This is a genomic window from Streptomyces sp. NPDC001606 (assembly GCF_053596835.1).
In genome coordinates, this window is sequence record NZ_JBSFHC010000026.1 from 78,829 (window position 1) to 93,974 (window position 15,146).

At 70.0% G+C, this 15,146-nt stretch carries 16 protein-coding genes, 1 tRNA gene and 2 pseudogenes; 9 read left to right on the forward strand and 10 right to left on the reverse strand.

The window, feature by feature from the left end:
• Nucleotides 1-4 precede the first annotated feature (4 nt).
• From ACWCV9_RS34180 to ACWCV9_RS34195, 4 genes are all read right to left on the reverse strand, one after another.
• The gene (locus ACWCV9_RS34180; protein ID WP_385847125.1) at nucleotides 5-706 is read right to left on the reverse strand and encodes a DUF5994 family protein; all 702 of its coding nucleotides are present in this window, start codon (nucleotides 704-706) and stop codon (nucleotides 5-7) included.
• A gap of 93 nt (nucleotides 707-799) precedes the next feature.
• Nucleotides 800-1,918: an HTTM domain-containing protein gene (locus ACWCV9_RS34185; protein ID WP_450792483.1), complete on the reverse strand. Its 1,119-nt coding sequence runs from the start codon at nucleotides 1,916-1,918 to the stop codon at nucleotides 800-802.
• A gap of 76 nt (nucleotides 1,919-1,994) precedes the next feature.
• Nucleotides 1,995-2,549 (reverse strand): DUF5819 family protein, encoded by a 555-nt coding sequence (locus ACWCV9_RS34190; protein ID WP_450792458.1) that lies wholly within the window; start codon nucleotides 2,547-2,549, stop codon nucleotides 1,995-1,997.
• Between the two features lie 301 nt (nucleotides 2,550-2,850).
• Nucleotides 2,851-4,149, reverse strand: a complete 1,299-nt coding sequence (locus tag ACWCV9_RS34195) for an ice-binding family protein (RefSeq protein ID WP_450792460.1) — start codon at nucleotides 4,147-4,149, stop codon at nucleotides 2,851-2,853.
• Nucleotides 4,150-4,548: 399 nt separating this feature from the next.
• Between ACWCV9_RS34195 and ACWCV9_RS34200 the strand changes: the two genes are divergently transcribed.
• A complete protein-coding gene (locus tag ACWCV9_RS34200; protein WP_450792462.1) occupies nucleotides 4,549-5,421 on the forward strand; it encodes a helix-turn-helix domain-containing protein in 873 nt (290 codons plus the stop codon).
• A 177-nt stretch (nucleotides 5,422-5,598) separates the two neighbouring features.
• Complete coding sequence (locus ACWCV9_RS34205; protein ID WP_450792463.1) at nucleotides 5,599-6,081, forward strand: DUF5994 family protein; 483 nt, start codon at nucleotides 5,599-5,601, stop codon at nucleotides 6,079-6,081.
• Between the two features lie 127 nt (nucleotides 6,082-6,208).
• Here ACWCV9_RS34205 and ACWCV9_RS34210 read toward each other — a convergent pair.
• Nucleotides 6,209-6,448: pseudogene (locus ACWCV9_RS34210) on the reverse strand (SpoIIE family protein phosphatase); the annotation flags it as partial.
• Nucleotides 6,441-6,587, reverse strand: a pseudogene (locus tag ACWCV9_RS34215) (DNA-binding protein); the annotation flags it as partial. The pseudogenes ACWCV9_RS34210 and ACWCV9_RS34215, both read right to left, overlap by 8 nt.
• Nucleotides 6,588-7,054: 467 nt before the next feature.
• Here ACWCV9_RS34215 and ACWCV9_RS34220 point away from each other — a divergent pair.
• Genes ACWCV9_RS34220 through ACWCV9_RS34230 form a run of 3 tightly spaced genes read left to right on the forward strand, consistent with a single transcriptional unit; the run spans nucleotide 7,055 to nucleotide 8,573 of the window.
• Nucleotides 7,055-7,336 carry a helix-turn-helix domain-containing protein gene (locus ACWCV9_RS34220; RefSeq protein WP_385847120.1) on the forward strand — a complete coding sequence of 94 codons (282 nt, stop codon included), beginning with the start codon at nucleotides 7,055-7,057 and terminating at the stop codon, nucleotides 7,334-7,336.
• 54 nt (nucleotides 7,337-7,390) lie between these two features.
• Nucleotides 7,391-7,915 carry a tyrosine-type recombinase/integrase gene (locus tag ACWCV9_RS34225; protein ID WP_450792465.1) on the forward strand — a complete coding sequence of 175 codons (525 nt, stop codon included), beginning with the start codon at nucleotides 7,391-7,393 and terminating at the stop codon, nucleotides 7,913-7,915.
• Nucleotides 7,869-8,573, forward strand: a complete 705-nt coding sequence (locus tag ACWCV9_RS34230; RefSeq protein WP_450792467.1) for a tyrosine-type recombinase/integrase — start codon at nucleotides 7,869-7,871, stop codon at nucleotides 8,571-8,573. The genes ACWCV9_RS34225 and ACWCV9_RS34230 overlap by 47 nt, the downstream gene beginning before the upstream one ends.
• Before the next feature lie 94 nt (nucleotides 8,574-8,667).
• On the opposite strand, the gene ACWCV9_RS34235 is transcribed toward ACWCV9_RS34230, so the two are convergent.
• On the reverse strand, nucleotides 8,668-9,012 hold the full coding sequence (locus ACWCV9_RS34235; protein ID WP_385847118.1) for a hypothetical protein: 345 nt from the start codon (nucleotides 9,010-9,012) through the stop codon (nucleotides 8,668-8,670).
• A 113-nt stretch (nucleotides 9,013-9,125) separates the two neighbouring features.
• Nucleotides 9,126-9,198 (reverse strand) — tRNA-Arg (locus ACWCV9_RS34240).
• 287 nt (nucleotides 9,199-9,485) lie between these two features.
• Here ACWCV9_RS34240 and ACWCV9_RS34245 point away from each other — a divergent pair.
• Nucleotides 9,486-10,040 carry a TetR family transcriptional regulator gene (locus tag ACWCV9_RS34245; RefSeq protein ID WP_450792469.1) on the forward strand — a complete coding sequence of 185 codons (555 nt, stop codon included), beginning with the start codon at nucleotides 9,486-9,488 and terminating at the stop codon, nucleotides 10,038-10,040.
• 245 nt (nucleotides 10,041-10,285) lie between these two features.
• Here ACWCV9_RS34245 and ACWCV9_RS34250 read toward each other — a convergent pair whose 3' ends face one another.
• Nucleotides 10,286-10,921, reverse strand: a complete 636-nt coding sequence (locus ACWCV9_RS34250) for a ScbR family autoregulator-binding transcription factor (protein WP_450792471.1) — start codon at nucleotides 10,919-10,921, stop codon at nucleotides 10,286-10,288.
• 102 nt (nucleotides 10,922-11,023) lie between these two features.
• On the reverse strand, nucleotides 11,024-11,827 hold the full coding sequence (locus ACWCV9_RS34255) for a response regulator transcription factor (protein WP_450792472.1): 804 nt from the start codon (nucleotides 11,825-11,827) through the stop codon (nucleotides 11,024-11,026).
• Nucleotides 11,828-12,293: 466 nt separating this feature from the next.
• On the opposite strand from ACWCV9_RS34255, the gene ACWCV9_RS34260 reads away from it, so the two are divergent.
• The 3 genes from ACWCV9_RS34260 to ACWCV9_RS34270 form a co-directional block, all read left to right on the forward strand.
• Nucleotides 12,294-13,325 carry a ScbA/BarX family gamma-butyrolactone biosynthesis protein gene (locus ACWCV9_RS34260; RefSeq protein WP_450792474.1) on the forward strand — a complete coding sequence of 344 codons (1,032 nt, stop codon included), beginning with the start codon at nucleotides 12,294-12,296 and terminating at the stop codon, nucleotides 13,323-13,325.
• A gap of 26 nt (nucleotides 13,326-13,351) precedes the next feature.
• Complete coding sequence (locus ACWCV9_RS34265; RefSeq protein ID WP_450792476.1) at nucleotides 13,352-14,299, forward strand: NAD-dependent epimerase/dehydratase family protein; 948 nt, start codon at nucleotides 13,352-13,354, stop codon at nucleotides 14,297-14,299.
• A gap of 53 nt (nucleotides 14,300-14,352) precedes the next feature.
• Nucleotides 14,353-15,146 (forward strand): ATP-binding protein (locus ACWCV9_RS34270; RefSeq protein WP_450792478.1); only part of this gene is annotated, 794 nt, incomplete at its 3' end.

A 15,146-nucleotide genomic window follows, 5' to 3' on the forward strand; every position in this document is an offset into this window, starting at 1 on the left:
CACCTCACATACCGACGATCAGCCGGCTGGCCGCCCCCGGCGGACCGGCCTGCCCGGGAACGGCCGCGGGTACCGCCGAGGCGCCGCCCTCGTACTCCCACATGTCGTCCGGGCGCCCTGGCCGGTCGTTGCCCGGGACGTCGTCGAGGGCATCGTCCGCGGCGATGAGCGCGCTCGCGGTCAGCGGCGGCCCGTCGTGCCCGGACGCGGCCGCCATCAGCCGGGCCGCCGACGCCGCCCCGGTCTCGGGCGGAATGACGAGGAGGTCCCAGCGGCCGGTGCCGTACGAGAGCAGCAGCAGCTTGTGGGGGTCGAGTTCCGGGGTGAACCAGCCGGCCTTGACGATGTGCCCGGCCACGGGGATCTTGCGCGGGATGGCAGGCCAGTGCTCGGGGTTGACGGCGATACGGGTGATGCGGCCCCAGAGGGGATCCAGTACGTCCATGAGCGCCGGGAGTTCGTGCAGCAGGTCTCGGGACCTGGGCCACCACGCTCCGTCCAGGAGTCCCCGGGGGCCGTCGGTCTTCAGGGCGAGGCGCGCGGCCGGGGCTGCGGCGGGCTCGGCGTGCGCCAGGGTGGGAAGCAAGGTCGCCGACATGATGCGGACCCGTCTCCGGGCCGCTTCTGCGGCGGCCCGGGTTTCTTCGTTCGCCGGGAACGACCCGGCGTGGAAGCCGGTGTGCGAAATGCCCTCGGTACGGACCACACTACTCCGCGTTCCGTCGCGGTGCGGAGGGGCCGTGTGGCGAGAAGCGCTCACGAGGGGGCGGCCGTTCCCCGATCACGCGTCGCGCGGCTTCTACGGCGCCGTCGTCGAGCCGGACGGTGGCGGACCGGCGTGACCGCTCGCCGGGCGTGACACCGGCCTGTACTCCTCCCGCCCGTCCGGGTGGCCGCCCTGCTGGGGGACGGATCCGAGCCCTGTTCCCCGCTCCGGCGACGGCCCGTCGCATCGACGCGTACCGCGCCGCAGGAGGTGGGGCAAAAACGCGTAGAAGCGGTCGGGAAGGAACACCGCGTCGGCGACGATCATCGTGCCCGAGAAGAGCGGCAGTCCGAGCACCACGGCGATGGCGACGTGCATGCCCAGGAGCACGGTCAGGACCGGGTACTTGAGCCGGCCGAAGAGCACGAACGGAAAGGCGACCTGGGTGAGGACGGTCAGGTAGCCGGCGACCGCCATCGCGAGCGGATACCGGTCCATGGCGTGGGAGAGCGCGGGCCACGGCTGGAAGAGCTCCAGGTTCAGCACGTAGTGCAGGGCGGTGCCGTCGTCCCAGAACGAGCCCTGGACCTTGTACAGACCGGCCGATCCGTACAGGAAGCAGACCTGTGCCGCGATCACGAGGACGCCGCAGTTGTGCACCACGGTGACCAGCGTCCGCCGGGCCGCACGCAGGTCCTGGGCGACGACGTGGCGCGTGCGGGCGACGTCCGTACGCGCCGCTTTGATCCGCGCGCGGCGTGCGTCCAGTGACCAGCACCGACCGCACGCGGTGAGCGTGAGGTAGAGGGCCATCAGCAGCAGGAGATTGTCGCCGCCGTCCGTCATGAAGATCGCCCGGGCGTGGAAGGAGACCACCACGCCCGCGAACAGCACGGACGTGGCCCGGGTCCGCCAGCCCAGCAGGAAGAGCACGGACGTCAGGAGAGCCAGCGCATAGCAGAGTTCGAAGTAGGCGCGGCTGTCCGACAGGAGCAGGAAGCTCCACCAGCCCGTCTGGTCGAAGAGCTGCGCCGCCAGTGAGGGTGTCCACGGGGAGCCGGGACCCCAGATCTCGTCCCGGTGGGGGAACTCCCGGAGGAGGAAGGCCAGGTAGAGCAGCCCGTACCCGATCCGCAGGACCGATGTGGCGTACAGGGACACGGGACGGCCGGTGAGGAGGTCGCAGATGCCGTCGGCCCGGGCGAGGAGCAGACGGTGGACGCGGGCCCACGCGCCGTCCTCGGACCCGCCCGGTACGGCCGTGTCGGCCGGGAGGTCGCGGACCTTCTCACTTCCCACGGGGGGTCACCTTCCACCAGGGCAGGAGCCGGTTCTCCACCGGCTCGGGGGGCCGCCGGCCGGCCGCCGTGCCAGGCGCGACGACGGGCGAGGTGACGACCCGGAGCTGGATGAACTCGAACGTGCCCGCGCGCCGACCGGCGACGCGGTCCGCGGCGATGTTGCTCAGGTACGTCTGCATCATCACGGCCCGGGGAGAGCGTGCCCTGTCGTCCGCGCCGTGTGTGTCGACGTAGGAGGTCCAGGCACGGCGCAGGAGGTTCTGCGCCGTGTGGCTGGGAAACGGGTCGTGTGCGACGGCGGCACGGTCCAGGGCGGTCAGGTCGATCCAGGGGCTGACCCGCGCTGAGCCGTCGGGCCCACTGTGCGCGGTCCTGGCCCACACCCTGCGGTTGACGGAGTCGGGGTTGGGGGCGAACAACTGCCAGTTCTGCTCGAAAAGGGGATACACCCACGCGACGACCTGCCGGCTGTACCGCTGTGAGACGGGGTTGGGAGGTGCCACGTGGAGGAAGACGGCACCGAGATGCACCAGGGTCGTCACCAGGCACACGAGGACGGCACCGCGCAGGCCCGCTCTCAGGGCCCTGGCACCCCGGACCCGCTCGCCGGGCGGACCGGCGTCCGTTCTCCGTTCCCCCGGCGGCGAGCCGCCATCGGTCCGTCGGTGTTCCTTCACGCGTGCCGCGTCAGTTCCGCTCGACACCGCCCACCTTGCTTTCTCGTGTTCCGCCGCCCGGCGTCACAGGCTGTTCGTCCACCGGCAGCGGCAGCGGCGGCGTGCGGCGGGTTCGAGAGGTCCCGCCGCACGCCGTCATCCGCGGTACGGACCCGCGATCCGCCGACTAGCTCTCGTGGTCTTCCTGACCGTCGGACTTGGGCGCGTTGCCGTAGCCGTAGTTGCCGTAGTCGTTGCCGTAGTCGTGGCCGTTGTCGTCGCCAGGCCGATCACCCTGGCCGTGGTCCGGCTTGCCCGGCGCGCCCTGGTGGTCCTCGCCTGGTTTGCGGTGGTGTTCGTACCCACCACCGACGTCCGGTCCGCCGTGTTCGCCGGGCCTGCCGTGGTGTTCGCCGGGCCGGCCGCCGCCGTGCTGGCCGGCGGTGTTCCCGGCCGTGTTGCCCGCGGTGTTCCCCGAGGTGTTCCCCTTGGTGACGTTGTTGCCGGCGGTGTTGCCCGCGGTGTTCCCGGAGGTGCCGCCGCCCGTCACGTTGACGATCGGCCCGCCCAGGAGACCACCGCTGACCAGGCCGCCGCTGACCAGGCCCCCGCCGATCGCACCGGCGGTGGTGCCGGTCGTCGATCCGGTCGTGGTGCCCGTCGTCGTGCCGGTCGTGGTACCGGTCGTCGTTCCTGTCGTCGTACCGCTGGTGGTGCCGGTGGTCGTGCCGCCGGTCGTTCCGGTCGAGCAGGAGTTGAGGAAGATCCGGTTGGTGTCGAGCGTCACGGCGCCGTTGCGGGCCAGCGCCCGGCCCTCGATGTTGGTCCCTGTGGTCACGTGGATGTCCGTCAGGGCCATGATGGTGCCCACGAAGGTGGAGTTCGTCCCGAGGGTGGCCGAACTCCCGATCTGCCAGTAGACGTTGCACGCCGAGGCGCCGTTGGTCAGAAGCACGCGGCTGGAGGAGGCCGTCGTCAGGGCCTCCGGAATCTGGAACACCCACACGGAGTTCGGGTTTCCTCCGGCGTCCAGGATCAGATCGCCGGTGATGCCGACACCCGAGGTGGCGGTGTAGACGCCCGGAAGCAGCGTCGTGCCGTTCCCGATGCCCGCTGCGAGTGCGAAGTCCGTGGCCTGACCTGCCGCGTTGTTGTACGCGGTGACCAGGTCGGACTTGGCCTGAGCCGCCACGGCGTCGGCGGCGTGCACGGCGCCGAGCACCTCGCCGGGCGGGAAGCCGGTGATGGCCGGGTTCGGGTACGTCCCGAGGTCGTGACTGATCACCGTGGGGCCGGTGTTGGTGACTCCCGCGCCCGCCAGGACGGAGAAACTCGCCGCCGTGGCCAGCGGTACCGGCGTGGCGATGGCGACTGCCTGGGCGGGCGACAGGACGACCATCGCGGCGGCGACCGTGGCGGCGAGAGCTGAGGCCAGCAAGCCCGGCAGGGAGCGCCGGCGAGCCGTCTCAGGGATTTTCAGCTTCATCAAGAGGCCATTTCCTGTGGGGGCCGTGGCGTGCCGGGCTGCAACCGAACGCCCGGAGAGCCGTGATCTGGTGGTGCATATTACGGAGGAATCTTTCTGAGCCCGCGACAATAGAAGTGCGTTTCTGGTTTTCGAGCGTTCAGCTCTGGCGTGCGGCGCAATATTGCGGAATACGTACTTATTGATTATTTGGTGGTAGCGATTGGTTGCGCGGACGAACTCCCGGGACCGCGCGAGGTGATCCCGCACATGCGGACGCACGTGAAAACGGCACATGACGACGTCACGATCCGGTTTGGCCGGTGCCCGGGCGCGATGGTATGGCGGGTGATCAACATCGCTTTCCGCGTGGCAGTCTGCGGAACAGAACGATGACGTGAACCCGGAGGTACCCCGCCCGTGGCGGCGCACATCAATCCCACCGTCAGGAGACGTCGCCTGGGGGCCGAACTGCGTCGGCTTCGCCAGGCCAGTGGACTGAAGAGCACGGAAGTGGCCGAGCGGCTGATGATCTCCCAGCCCAAGATCAGTCACCTGGAGAACGGCCGCCGCGCAATCAGTCCCCGTGACGTGCGCGACCTGTGCGCGCTGTACGGGGTGTCGGACCAGAAGGCCGTCGACGCGTTGATGGAGATGGCGAGGGAATCCGGCACACGGGGGTGGTGGCATGCCTACGGCGACATTCCCCAGAGCGTCTACATCGGCCTGGAGACGGACGCCGCCTCGGTCCACGCCTTCGAGCCCCTGGTGATCCCGGATCTTTTGCAGACCCCCGCTTACGCCCATGCGGTCATCGAGGAATCGATTCCCCGGCTCACGGCCCGGCAGGCAGCCGCACGGCTGAAGGTGCGGCTGCGCCGGCAGCACCGGATCTACGACCCGGCGGGCCCGTTGCGCTTCCGGGCTGTCCTGGACGAATCGGTCCTGCGCCGTGCCGTCGGCTCTCCCGACATCATGCGGGAGCAACTCGAACACCTGAACGCGCTCGGCGCGGAGCCCAACGTCACCGTGCAGGTCCTCCCCTTCACGGGCGGCGCTCATCCGGGCCTGTCGGGGCGGTTCTCCCTTGTGAGGTTCACCGACGGTCCCGAGGGGGCGGTGGTCTACCTGGAACGGTTCACCAGCGACCTCTACCTGGAGAAGCCGTCCGACGTGCGGCCCTATGACGTGATGTACGCCCATCTCCAGGCCCGGGCCCTGGACCCGGTCAGCAGCCGCCGTTTCATCACCGACGCCGTCAAGTGGCACGTCGGAGCGGCGAACCGTCCCTGACCACCCCTCGGACCAGGACTCGTACGCCTCCGCCGTGACCTGCTGGATCGGTTTCGTCGGGGGCGGGGCGGGAGGGCGGGCGATCTGCGGACGTCGGTGAGTGTGGCGCCAGGAGTAGCGTGGGAGGTGCGGGGCGGGGTCCCGTCGTCGCACCGGCCCTACCGACGGGTGGTCCTCATGACCAGCTCGGACACACCACCTGTTCCCCGGCGTCTGCCCAGTGGCGTCCACGAGGCCGTGCGACCGGGATCTGCGCTTCTGCGGCTGGAGACGACCGCATCACGCAGAGGCGTCCTCGACGGCGCGTGGTGGCCGCGCTCGCGCGACATCGGTGCCGAGCTGCCCGCCCTGTTGGGTGCCCTCGTCGCCCACGTCGGCCCCGTGTCGCGTGTGGGGCTGGATGCCGCCGATTGGGAGGGTCTGCCGACGCGTATCGTCGTGGACGACCGCGTGGTGCACATCGACTCCTTCCCGGTCGGTGACGACACGGTCCTGATCACCCGGGGTGACCGGGACATCTTCTCGTTGCTGGTCGTCCCGCCCGACGCGGCACGGGATGCCGCCCGTGCCGCGATGGCCCGGGCGGTCCGGGTGGACAACGTCAGCGACGCGGAACAGATCCTCATCGACACCGGGAGCGGGCGTGGTCCTGTCGGCTGACAGGGCGGCGGAGCCCGTCCCTCGGGATGCTCCGGTCGACTCACCCCGCTGAGGCGGCCCCCTGCCGGCCTCACCGGGTGGAACGGACCACGAAGCCCGTGTCCTTGAGCAGCCGCTCGGTCTGCGGTCAGCCGCGCCACTCCACCATGAGCAGCGTCGCGTCGTCGCTGGTCCGTCCGCCCCGTGCCCGCTTGAGCGTGTGGGACAGCGAGCGCGTCACCGCCCGGATGCCGCGGCCGGTCCTCTCCAGCCGGTTCACACAGTCGATCAGCTGGTCCTCCCCGAACTCCTCCCCGCCGCTCTTGTGTTCCTCGACCACTCCGTCGGTGAAGCAGAGGACTCGGTCCCCGGGCACCAGCCCCAGTTCCCCGGTACTTCCACTGGTAGAGGGTCTTCACCGGCACCCCGAGATAGGCAGCGACTTCCGCCGGAGTGGCCAACGGGCCGCGCCGGGCAGCGTCGGCGGAGGAAGGGGCGTTCGCGCTGCGGAGAGAGGTATTCGGCACAGGGCTCCTTTTCGGTCTTGGACAACGTGCCTGGACAACACAGCCACACCATCCGGAGAAAAGTCCAGAGTTGTTTCTGAAACTCTGTACTGCTTCTCTCGGTGTGGCCGGTGAGACGAGAACAGTAAGGCTGGATCCCCGGTTGCCGAAATCGCTCCCGCAGAACATGAAATGTTTTGCGGCGAAGCGGTCGGTAGAGGTGCCGGAATCCGATACCCTCGCAGCTCAGAGGTAGCTCGGAGCGGCCAGATGCCACTCGCAGGGCTCGCTGGATAGTTCGGCTGATACCTGCTTAAATCACCCATCTTTGCGACGCGATGGGAAGGTAGCACGGCGTCCTCGATGAAACGGCTCGTGATGTGCCGGAATTCGATGAGAGGAACGCCACTCGGTCCCGGGATGACTTTTGTAGAGTTTAAGAACCAACTCTTGCCATAGCATCCGGTCGCAAGTTACAGCTAACTGTCATGGCAACCCGACCTGTAGAAATAGGCCCCGCCGGCCTTCACACCGTCCGCGCCATCGAGCGCCTACGCCTCGTACGCGGGCTGACTCAGCACCAACTCGCAGCCCGTTGCACCGCACTGGGCCGCCCGATGACCAATACCGCGCTCAGCCGCACCGAACGCGGCCGTCGCCGGTGCGACATCGACGACCTCGTCGCCATAGCCACCGCGCTCGGTACCCCTCCCACGACCCTGCTCCTGCCGCTCCCCTCGGCGTCCAGCGACGACCGGAGGGGGTGCTAGTTGGCACGAGTCTGGATTGAGGACCGCATAGGGCACGTGGCGTATGCAGGGGCCGTGGCGAAGGCCAAGCGGGCGGGTCGTACGCCACCGGGGCGCTACCGCGTGCGCTGGTACGGCCCCGACGGCAAGCCGAAGATGAAGACCTTCGCCCGCAAGGTCGACGCCGAGATCGAGCGGACGAGGATGGAGTCCCGACTCAACGACGGCTCCTACCGTGATCCTGCCGCCGCGCGCGTGAAATTTGCCGAGGTGGCGGAGTCCTGGCTGGCCGCGCAGATCCACCTCAAGCGCTCCACCCGGGCTCGATACCGAGGCGTCCTCGACGTCCATGTGATCCCCAAATGGGGCACCACTCCGCTGGACCGCATCCACTTCGAGGACATCGCCGAGTGGCTCGCGGACCTGTTGTCCGGCGAGGCGACCGGCGGCAGGAATCAGCCCCCGCTCGGTCCGCAAGGCGTACGTCGTCCTCAGCCGCGTTCTCGGCTACGCGGTCAAGGCTCGTCGTCTGGCGGTCAACCCGGCTGTCGGCGTGCCCTTGCCGAAGGCGGCGCCGGCCGACCACGTGTACCTCGATGACATGCAGGTCGACGCGCTGGCCAACGCGTCAGGTGCCTACCGGGTGTTCATCCTGCTGCTGGCCTACACCGGCCTGCGCTGGGGCGAGGCGTCCGCCCTGAAGGTGGGCCGCGTCGACCTCGACGCCTGCAGGGCCCACATCATCGAGGCGTACGCCGAGGACAACGGCAAGCTCTACCTCGACACCCCCAAGAACCACGAGCGCCGGTCCGTACCGATCCCGCGGTTCCTGGCCGAGGAGCTGAAGCCCCACGTCCAGGGGCGGGCAGACGAGGAGTTGCTCTTCACCGCCCCGCAGAGCGGACCGCTGCGGGCCCGTAACTTCCGTCAGCGGTTCTTCGCGCCGGCGGTCGTGAAGGCCGGGCTGGGGCACCTTAATGTCACCCCGCACAAGCTGCGGCACACGGCGGCTTCGCTGGCCATCGCAAGCGGCGCGGACGTCAACGTCGTACAGACGATGCTGGGCCATAAGTCCGCGACCCTGACGTTGGACACGTATGGCCATCTCTTCCCCGACCGCCTGGACGAGGTCTCGAAGAAGATGCACAAGCGCCGTTCCAAGCAACTGGCCAAGGCGAAGGCCAAGCTGGAGAAGGCGGAGAAGAAGGCCCGCAAGGCCGCCGAGGAGGTGGCCGCCCTGGAGGACGATGCAGCGTGATGTGGGTCTGATCCGGGCCGGGGAGCCGCAACACAAGGGGCCGCCCCACCGCGCTGAGCGGTGGGGCGGCCCCTTGCGTCACCCTCGACTCAGGTCATTCGCGCGGTCGCCGGCTCTCCCGCCGGGCTCGGTCGATCGCAGCAGCGGTCTCGTCGCCGGCCAGCCGCTCGATCTCCTCAGGTACCTTCCGCTCGTCCAGCACGAAGAGCCGGTCACCGACAAGACGGGTGGTGGTCTTCCAGCCGAGACGACGTCCCGCTTCCCGAGCGGCATGCCGGACGTCCTTGAGGTCGCCCAACTCCGCAAGATCGTCGCCACTCAGGATCAGCTGACCGTGGTAGCCCGGGAACTGCGGCTTAAGAGCTGCCCGCATCATGGATTCGAGCCGGTCGATCAGCTTCTCGTACCGGCGCCGGGCCAGCTCATCCCTGACGGCCATCCTGCACAGCTCCCCACCATCCGCGCGCACGGCATGTGTGCCATATGTGTGCTGCAAGCGCAGAAGCCCTCCCGTCCGCTGGACGGAAGGGCGCCTGACCTGGTGTTTCTCTGTGCCCCCGGCAGGATTCGAACCTGCGACACCCGCTTTAGGAGAGCGGTGCTCTATCCCCTGAGCTACGAAGGCGGCTGCGGTCGGCGGTCCGTGGGGACCGCTGTTCCGCCGTCAGTGTAGCGGGTGGGCCGTGGGGGAGGGTGGAGGGGCGGGTAACGAACAAGTCTGTCTGGTTTCAACTAGAGCGCCTCTCGCGCCGTAGACGAGTTCCGGTAGATTTCCGGCCTCTTCGACATCAAGTTGCCAACGGGCTGTCACAAAAAACAGGCTGGGTTGTATGATTCCACTGTGTCGCTGGTCTCGGGCCTGCGGTGCCCACGTGTTGGTCACATCTTTGGTGGGAAGGCAGGTGCAGCCTGATGCAGACTCGGTCGGAACAGACCCGTCAGGCTCTCGTCCGGGCCACGGCCGAGCTGATCGCGGACGGCCCGCTCGCCGAGGCCGGGCTGGTGAACATCTGTCGCCGGGCCGGGGTGACCAGGGGGGCGCTGTATCACCACTTCCCCTCCATAGCGGCGCTCGCGGCCACCGTGTACGAGGCGGCCCGTGACCGGGTTCTCGCGTTGACGGAGAAGGCCTTCGACGGGCCGGCGGAGGACGCCCCCGAGCGCTATCTCGTGGCGCTGGGCGCGGCGTTGCGGGCGGAGACGATCGTCCGCGCGGGCATGCAGCTCGCCGTGGACGGGTCCGCCGGGCCGCCCCGGCTGCGCGACGACATGCTGGCCCTGGTCCATCAGCGGGTCGAGGAAGGGTGTCAGGACGCCGCGTTCGCGGCGGCGGACCTCGCCGATCTCGCCGTGGTCGTCGCCGCGGGGCTGGAATCGCTCGGGCACAGCGACGTCGGCTGGTGGGACGCCAAGACCTCGCAGCGCCTCTGGGAGCTCCTGCGCCCCCTCTTCCGTCAGGTGAAGTAGGAAGAGAGGGAAGAAAAGGGGAGGGTGGGGGAGGGGCCGCAAGGCCCCGGATGGCTTCCCCGGGCCCCCGATGGGTCCCGGCCCACGAGAGGACTGTCCCGGGCAGTCGTGTGAGTGTCCCCGGGCAGCCGTGGGAGGCCCCGGCAGTCGTGTGAGTGTCCCCGGGCAGCCGTGGGATGCCCCGGCAGTCGTACGAATGCCCCGGCAGCCCTAGGCGCCGGCCGCGCGTAGGCGCCCGCCCGGGTTCACGCCTCCAGGGCGACTTCCGGCACCGGTGCCGGGAGCGGCGTCGTGCGCAGGCGGCCGATCAGGCCGGGGATGACCAGGCCCGGCAGCAGGAAGCGCCAGAAGACGCCGATGCGCTCGGGCAGGTCCTGTCGCTTGCTGTATGCCTGGGACATGATCTGGAGTCCGGTGAAGCAGCCGACGATCGTCGCTGCGGCCTCCCGGACGTCGACGCCCGGGAGCAGTTCCCCGCGCTCCGCGGCCTGGCTCAGCAGCTCGGTGATGGCCGTCTTGGACTGCTCGTAGGCCGTTTCCGGCGGGCAGGAGAGGGAGGTCTGCTCCACCGTCAGGCGGACGGCGGCGCGCAGGACCGGATCGTGCTGGAGGCCCTGGGCGAACTGGAGGGTCAGGTCGATGACGCTCTGGATCCGGATCGGCTGGTCCGGCGCGCCCAGGGCCTCGGCGTGCGCGTCGATCAGAGCCAGGGCGATCGCTTCCTTGGAGGGGAAGTGGTGGTAGAGCGAGCCGCGGGTGAGCCTGGTCCGGGCCAGGATCTCGTTGGTGCTCGCCGCGTCGTAGCCGCGCTCGTCGAACACCTGGGCGGCGGCCTCCAGGATCGAGCGCCGGGATCGCTTGCCGCGTTCCTGTTGTGCCATGGTGCCGCATCCTTACCCGTGATCTAACAGACTTGTCTGTATAGTATCGGCAAAGGTCGGCTGTGTAATACACCTTTGCCCGAGGGGTGGGGCGACCAGGGGTTATGGGTGGCCGAGGCGGAAGCCGACGCCGCGTACGGTCGTGATCCACTCGCTGGAGCCGAGCTTGCCGCGCAGTGTGCTGACGTGGGTGTCCACGGTTCGGCCCTGCGGCGACCACGCGTCGTCCCAGACCTGGGCCATGATCTGCCGCCGCGGTACGACCTTGCCGGGCTGCGAGGCGAGCAGGTGCAGCAGGTCGAACTCCTTGCGGGTGAGGTCCACCCGCCGGCCGTCCAGCGTGGCGACCCGTGCGCTCGCGTCGATCCGCAGGGCGCCGTGGTGGATGATCCGCGGCGCCGCCGGACGCGGCCGGGCGCGGCGCATCACCGCTTCCATCCGGGCCAGCAGTTCCCGGAAGCCGTACGGCTTGACCATGTAGTCGTCGGCGCCGGCCTGGAGGCCGAGGACCCGGTCGAGTTCCGAGTCCCGTGCGGTGACGGCGATGACCGGCAGGTCGCTGATCGCGCGGATGCTGCGGCAGACCTCGAGGCCGTCCAGGTCGGGCAGGTCGAGGTCGAGCAGCACCAGGTCGGCGTCCTGGTGGGCGCGCAGGGCCTCGGCGCCGGTGGCCGCGCGCTGGGTGCTGTGCCCCTGCCGGACCAGGCCCTTGAGCAGGGTCTCGGCGGCTCGGGCGTCGTTCTCCACCACGAGCACGCGCAGTGCCCCCTCGTTGGCCGCGGGCTGGGGGCTGACGGCAGCCTGCGCGGGGAACGGGCGGCGCGGCGGCTGGACGGCGGCCTGCGGGCGGTGGGGCTGGCGGCGCTCCGTCGTCGGCTCGAGTAGATCCACGGTCTGCCGATCCATGTGCTCCTCCTGGGACATCACAGTCACGTCATGACCGGATGGTCAACGCTCACAAGCACCACGGTACCAAACAGACTTGTCTGATTGTCAACGGTTCTTGTGGGTAACGCTGCAAGGTTTGACCTTGTGCCGTCTGGCCTGCGGTGATGCGCAATTGGTCGGTCGTGCAGGGCAGTTGGCGCGTTCTTGGTGGTCCGGGGCCGTGTCCGGTGGAGGGGGATTTGGGGCCCCGGGTAGACCGGCAACCGTACATGCCTGCCTGTTTCGGTTGAGGGCAGGGGCAGACCGGGCCAATACATGGCAAACCCGGGAAGCGGAAGTGTGCCGTCCATGTGCGAATCAAAAATTTACTTGAAAAAACGAACTGACCTGTCTGTATCTTTGGGATCGCAGAAAGTCGGCTGCGGGGGGAATCCGGCGTACGGCCTGCTGCCCCCTGCCCCGGTCACTGACAGGAGCGCTGCACATGTCGTACACCGACCAGAGATCCAGCACATCCACCCTGCCCGCCCCGGATCCGCATCCTGGCAGGCCCGCCCGCGGGCTGACCAGCACGGTCCCCCGTGAGTACGTCCACCGCGCCGCCGTGTCGGAAGTCTTCCTGACGGGCTGGGAAGTGGACGGGACCCCGGCCACCGACCCGGCCGAGGCCTTCACGGTGCGCGCCCAGTGGCCCCGCAGCCACGCCCTCTTCGCCCGCGAGGACGGCTACCAGGACCCCATGCTCCTGGTGGAGTCGGTCCGGCAGATCGGCTCGCTCCTCGCCCACGCCGAGTTCGGCGTCCCCTTCGGGCACCAGTTCCTGCTGGCGGACATCTCCTGCACCACCGCGCCCGACCTGCTCGTCGCCGGGGCCGTGCCCACGGAGGTCGAACTGCGCACCGTCTGCCGGGACATCGTCCGCAGAAACGGTTCGCTGTGCGGGATGCGCTACGACGTCACCGTGCTGCGCGACGGCCGGGAACTGGCCACCGCCGGCGCGTCCTTCCGCTGCATGAGCCCCGGCGTGTACCGGCGGGTGCGCGGTGACCGGGCGGCGGCGTACACCCCGGCCCCGCGGCCCGCCCCGCCGACGCTCGCCCCGTCCGCCGTGGGCCATGTCAGCGCCCGGCACGTCGTCCTCGCCGAGCCCGCGCCCGGCGAGCGGAACCGCTGGGAGCTGTCGGTGGACACCGCCCACCCCACCTACTTCGACCACCCCGTGGACCACGTCCCCGGCATGGTGCTGCTGGAGGCCGCCCGGCAGGCCGCGCACGCCGCCTCGGGCCGGCCCGACGCCCTGGTGCTCGGCCTGCGCGGCGAGTTCGCGCGGTACGCCGAGCTGGACGCGCCCTGCTGGATCGAGGCCCAGCCCGAGCCGTGCGGCGACACCGACGACGTACGGGTCACCGTGCGCGGCACCCAGCACGACCGGACCCTCTTCACCGCGGAGCTGACCGTCGGCTCCCGTACCTCCCGCACCCCGGCCACCGCCGCCCGCACCGCCCTGACACACTGAGCCGATCGCATTCGGGGGAATTGCGCATGCTCACCATCCTGATCACCGGCGCGTCCGGCTTCGTCGGCCGGCATGTCGCCCGCGCCGCAAGACGCCAGCGGGCCGCCCTACGGCTCATGTCGTACCGCCGTCCCGTCTCCTGTCCCGGCCCCGCGTCCGGCTCCCACTCCGGGGTCCGGGTCGTCCAGGCCGATCTCGCCGACCCCGCCAGCCTGCGCGGCGTGTGCGACGGCGTGGACGTGCTCATCCACTGCGCCGCCCAGATCGGCGGCAGCGTCGAGGCCAACGAGGCCGTCAACGCCCGCGGCAGCACCGCCCTGGTGGCGGAGGCGCGCCGGGCGGGCGTCTCCCGCATCGTGCAGCTCAGCACCGCCTCCGTGTACGGCCGCGGCACCTATGTCGGCAGCCGGCCCGAGCAGCTCACCCGCAATCCCGGCTCGCCCACCTCCCGCACCCGTGCCATCGCCGAGGACGCCGTCCTCTCGGCGGGCGGCATCGTGCTGCGGCCCCATCTCGTCTACGGCGAGGGCGACAGCTGGGTGGGCCCGGGCCTGACCCGCCTCCTGCGCACGCTGCCCGGCACCGTGGCCGGCTGGCCCGCCCTCATGTCGGTGATCGCCGTGTCGGAGCTGGCCGAGCTGATGCTGGCCACCGCCCTCGCACCCGCCTCCGCCCTGACCGCGTCCGTCTACCACGCCGGGCACCCGGTTCCCGTCACCGCCCACCGCGTCCTGCGCGCCGTCGCCGAGTGCACCGGGACCCCCTGGCCGGACCGTGACCTCACGCCGGACGAGGCCCGTGCGATGCTCGCCGGGGACGCCCGGTCGACCGCAGTGCTCGACATGCTGACGACCGACCACTTCTTCGACTGCGCGCCGCTCTGGTGCGCCCTGGGCCGGGTGCCCCGCGACGGTTTCGAGACCGCTTTCCAGCATGCCGCGCCCTGGTACCGCGCGTCCCTCCAGGCAGCCTGAAGCCTCGGTACGTCATGAACGCAGTCAACACACGAGTCAGGAGTAGGAACATCGTGCGCAAGGTGCTCATCGCCAACCGTGGCGAAATCGCTGTCCGCGTGGCCCGGGCCTGCCGGGACGCCGGGATCGCGAGCGTGGCCGTCTACGCGGACCCGGACCGGGATGCTGTGCATGTCCGCGCGGCGGATGAGGCGTTCGCCCTGGGCGGTGACACCCCGGCCACCAGTTACCTGGTCATCGACAAGATCCTGAACGCGGCCCGGGAGTCCGGCGCGGACGCCGTCCACCCCGGCTACGGGTTCTTGTCGGAGAACGCCGAGTTCGCCCAGGCGGTCCTGGACGCGGGCCTGATCTGGATCGGGCCGCCCCCGCAGGCCATCCGCGACCTCGGTGACAAGGTCGCAGCCCGGCACATCGCGCAGCGGGCGGGTGCGCCGCTGGTGGCCGGCACCCCGGACCCGGTCTCGGGTGCAGACGAGGTCGTCGCCTTCGCGAAGGAGCACGGCCTGCCGATCGCGATCAAGGCCGCGTTCGGTGGTGGCGGGCGTGGTCTGAAGGTGGCCCGCACGCTGGACGAGGTGCCGGAGCTGTACGAGTCGGCGGTGCGGGAGGCGGTGGCCGCGTTCGGCCGCGGCGAGTGTTTCGTCGAGCGCTACCTGGACCGGCCGCGGCATGTGGAGACGCAGTGCCTGGCCGACAAGCACGGCAACGTGGTCGTGGTCTCCACCCGGGACTGCTCCCTGCAGCGCCGTCACCAGAAGCTGGTGGAGGAGGCGCCCGCGCCGTTCCTGTCCGAGGCCCAGGTCGCCGAGCTGTACCGGGCGTCGAAGGCGATCTTGAAGGAGGC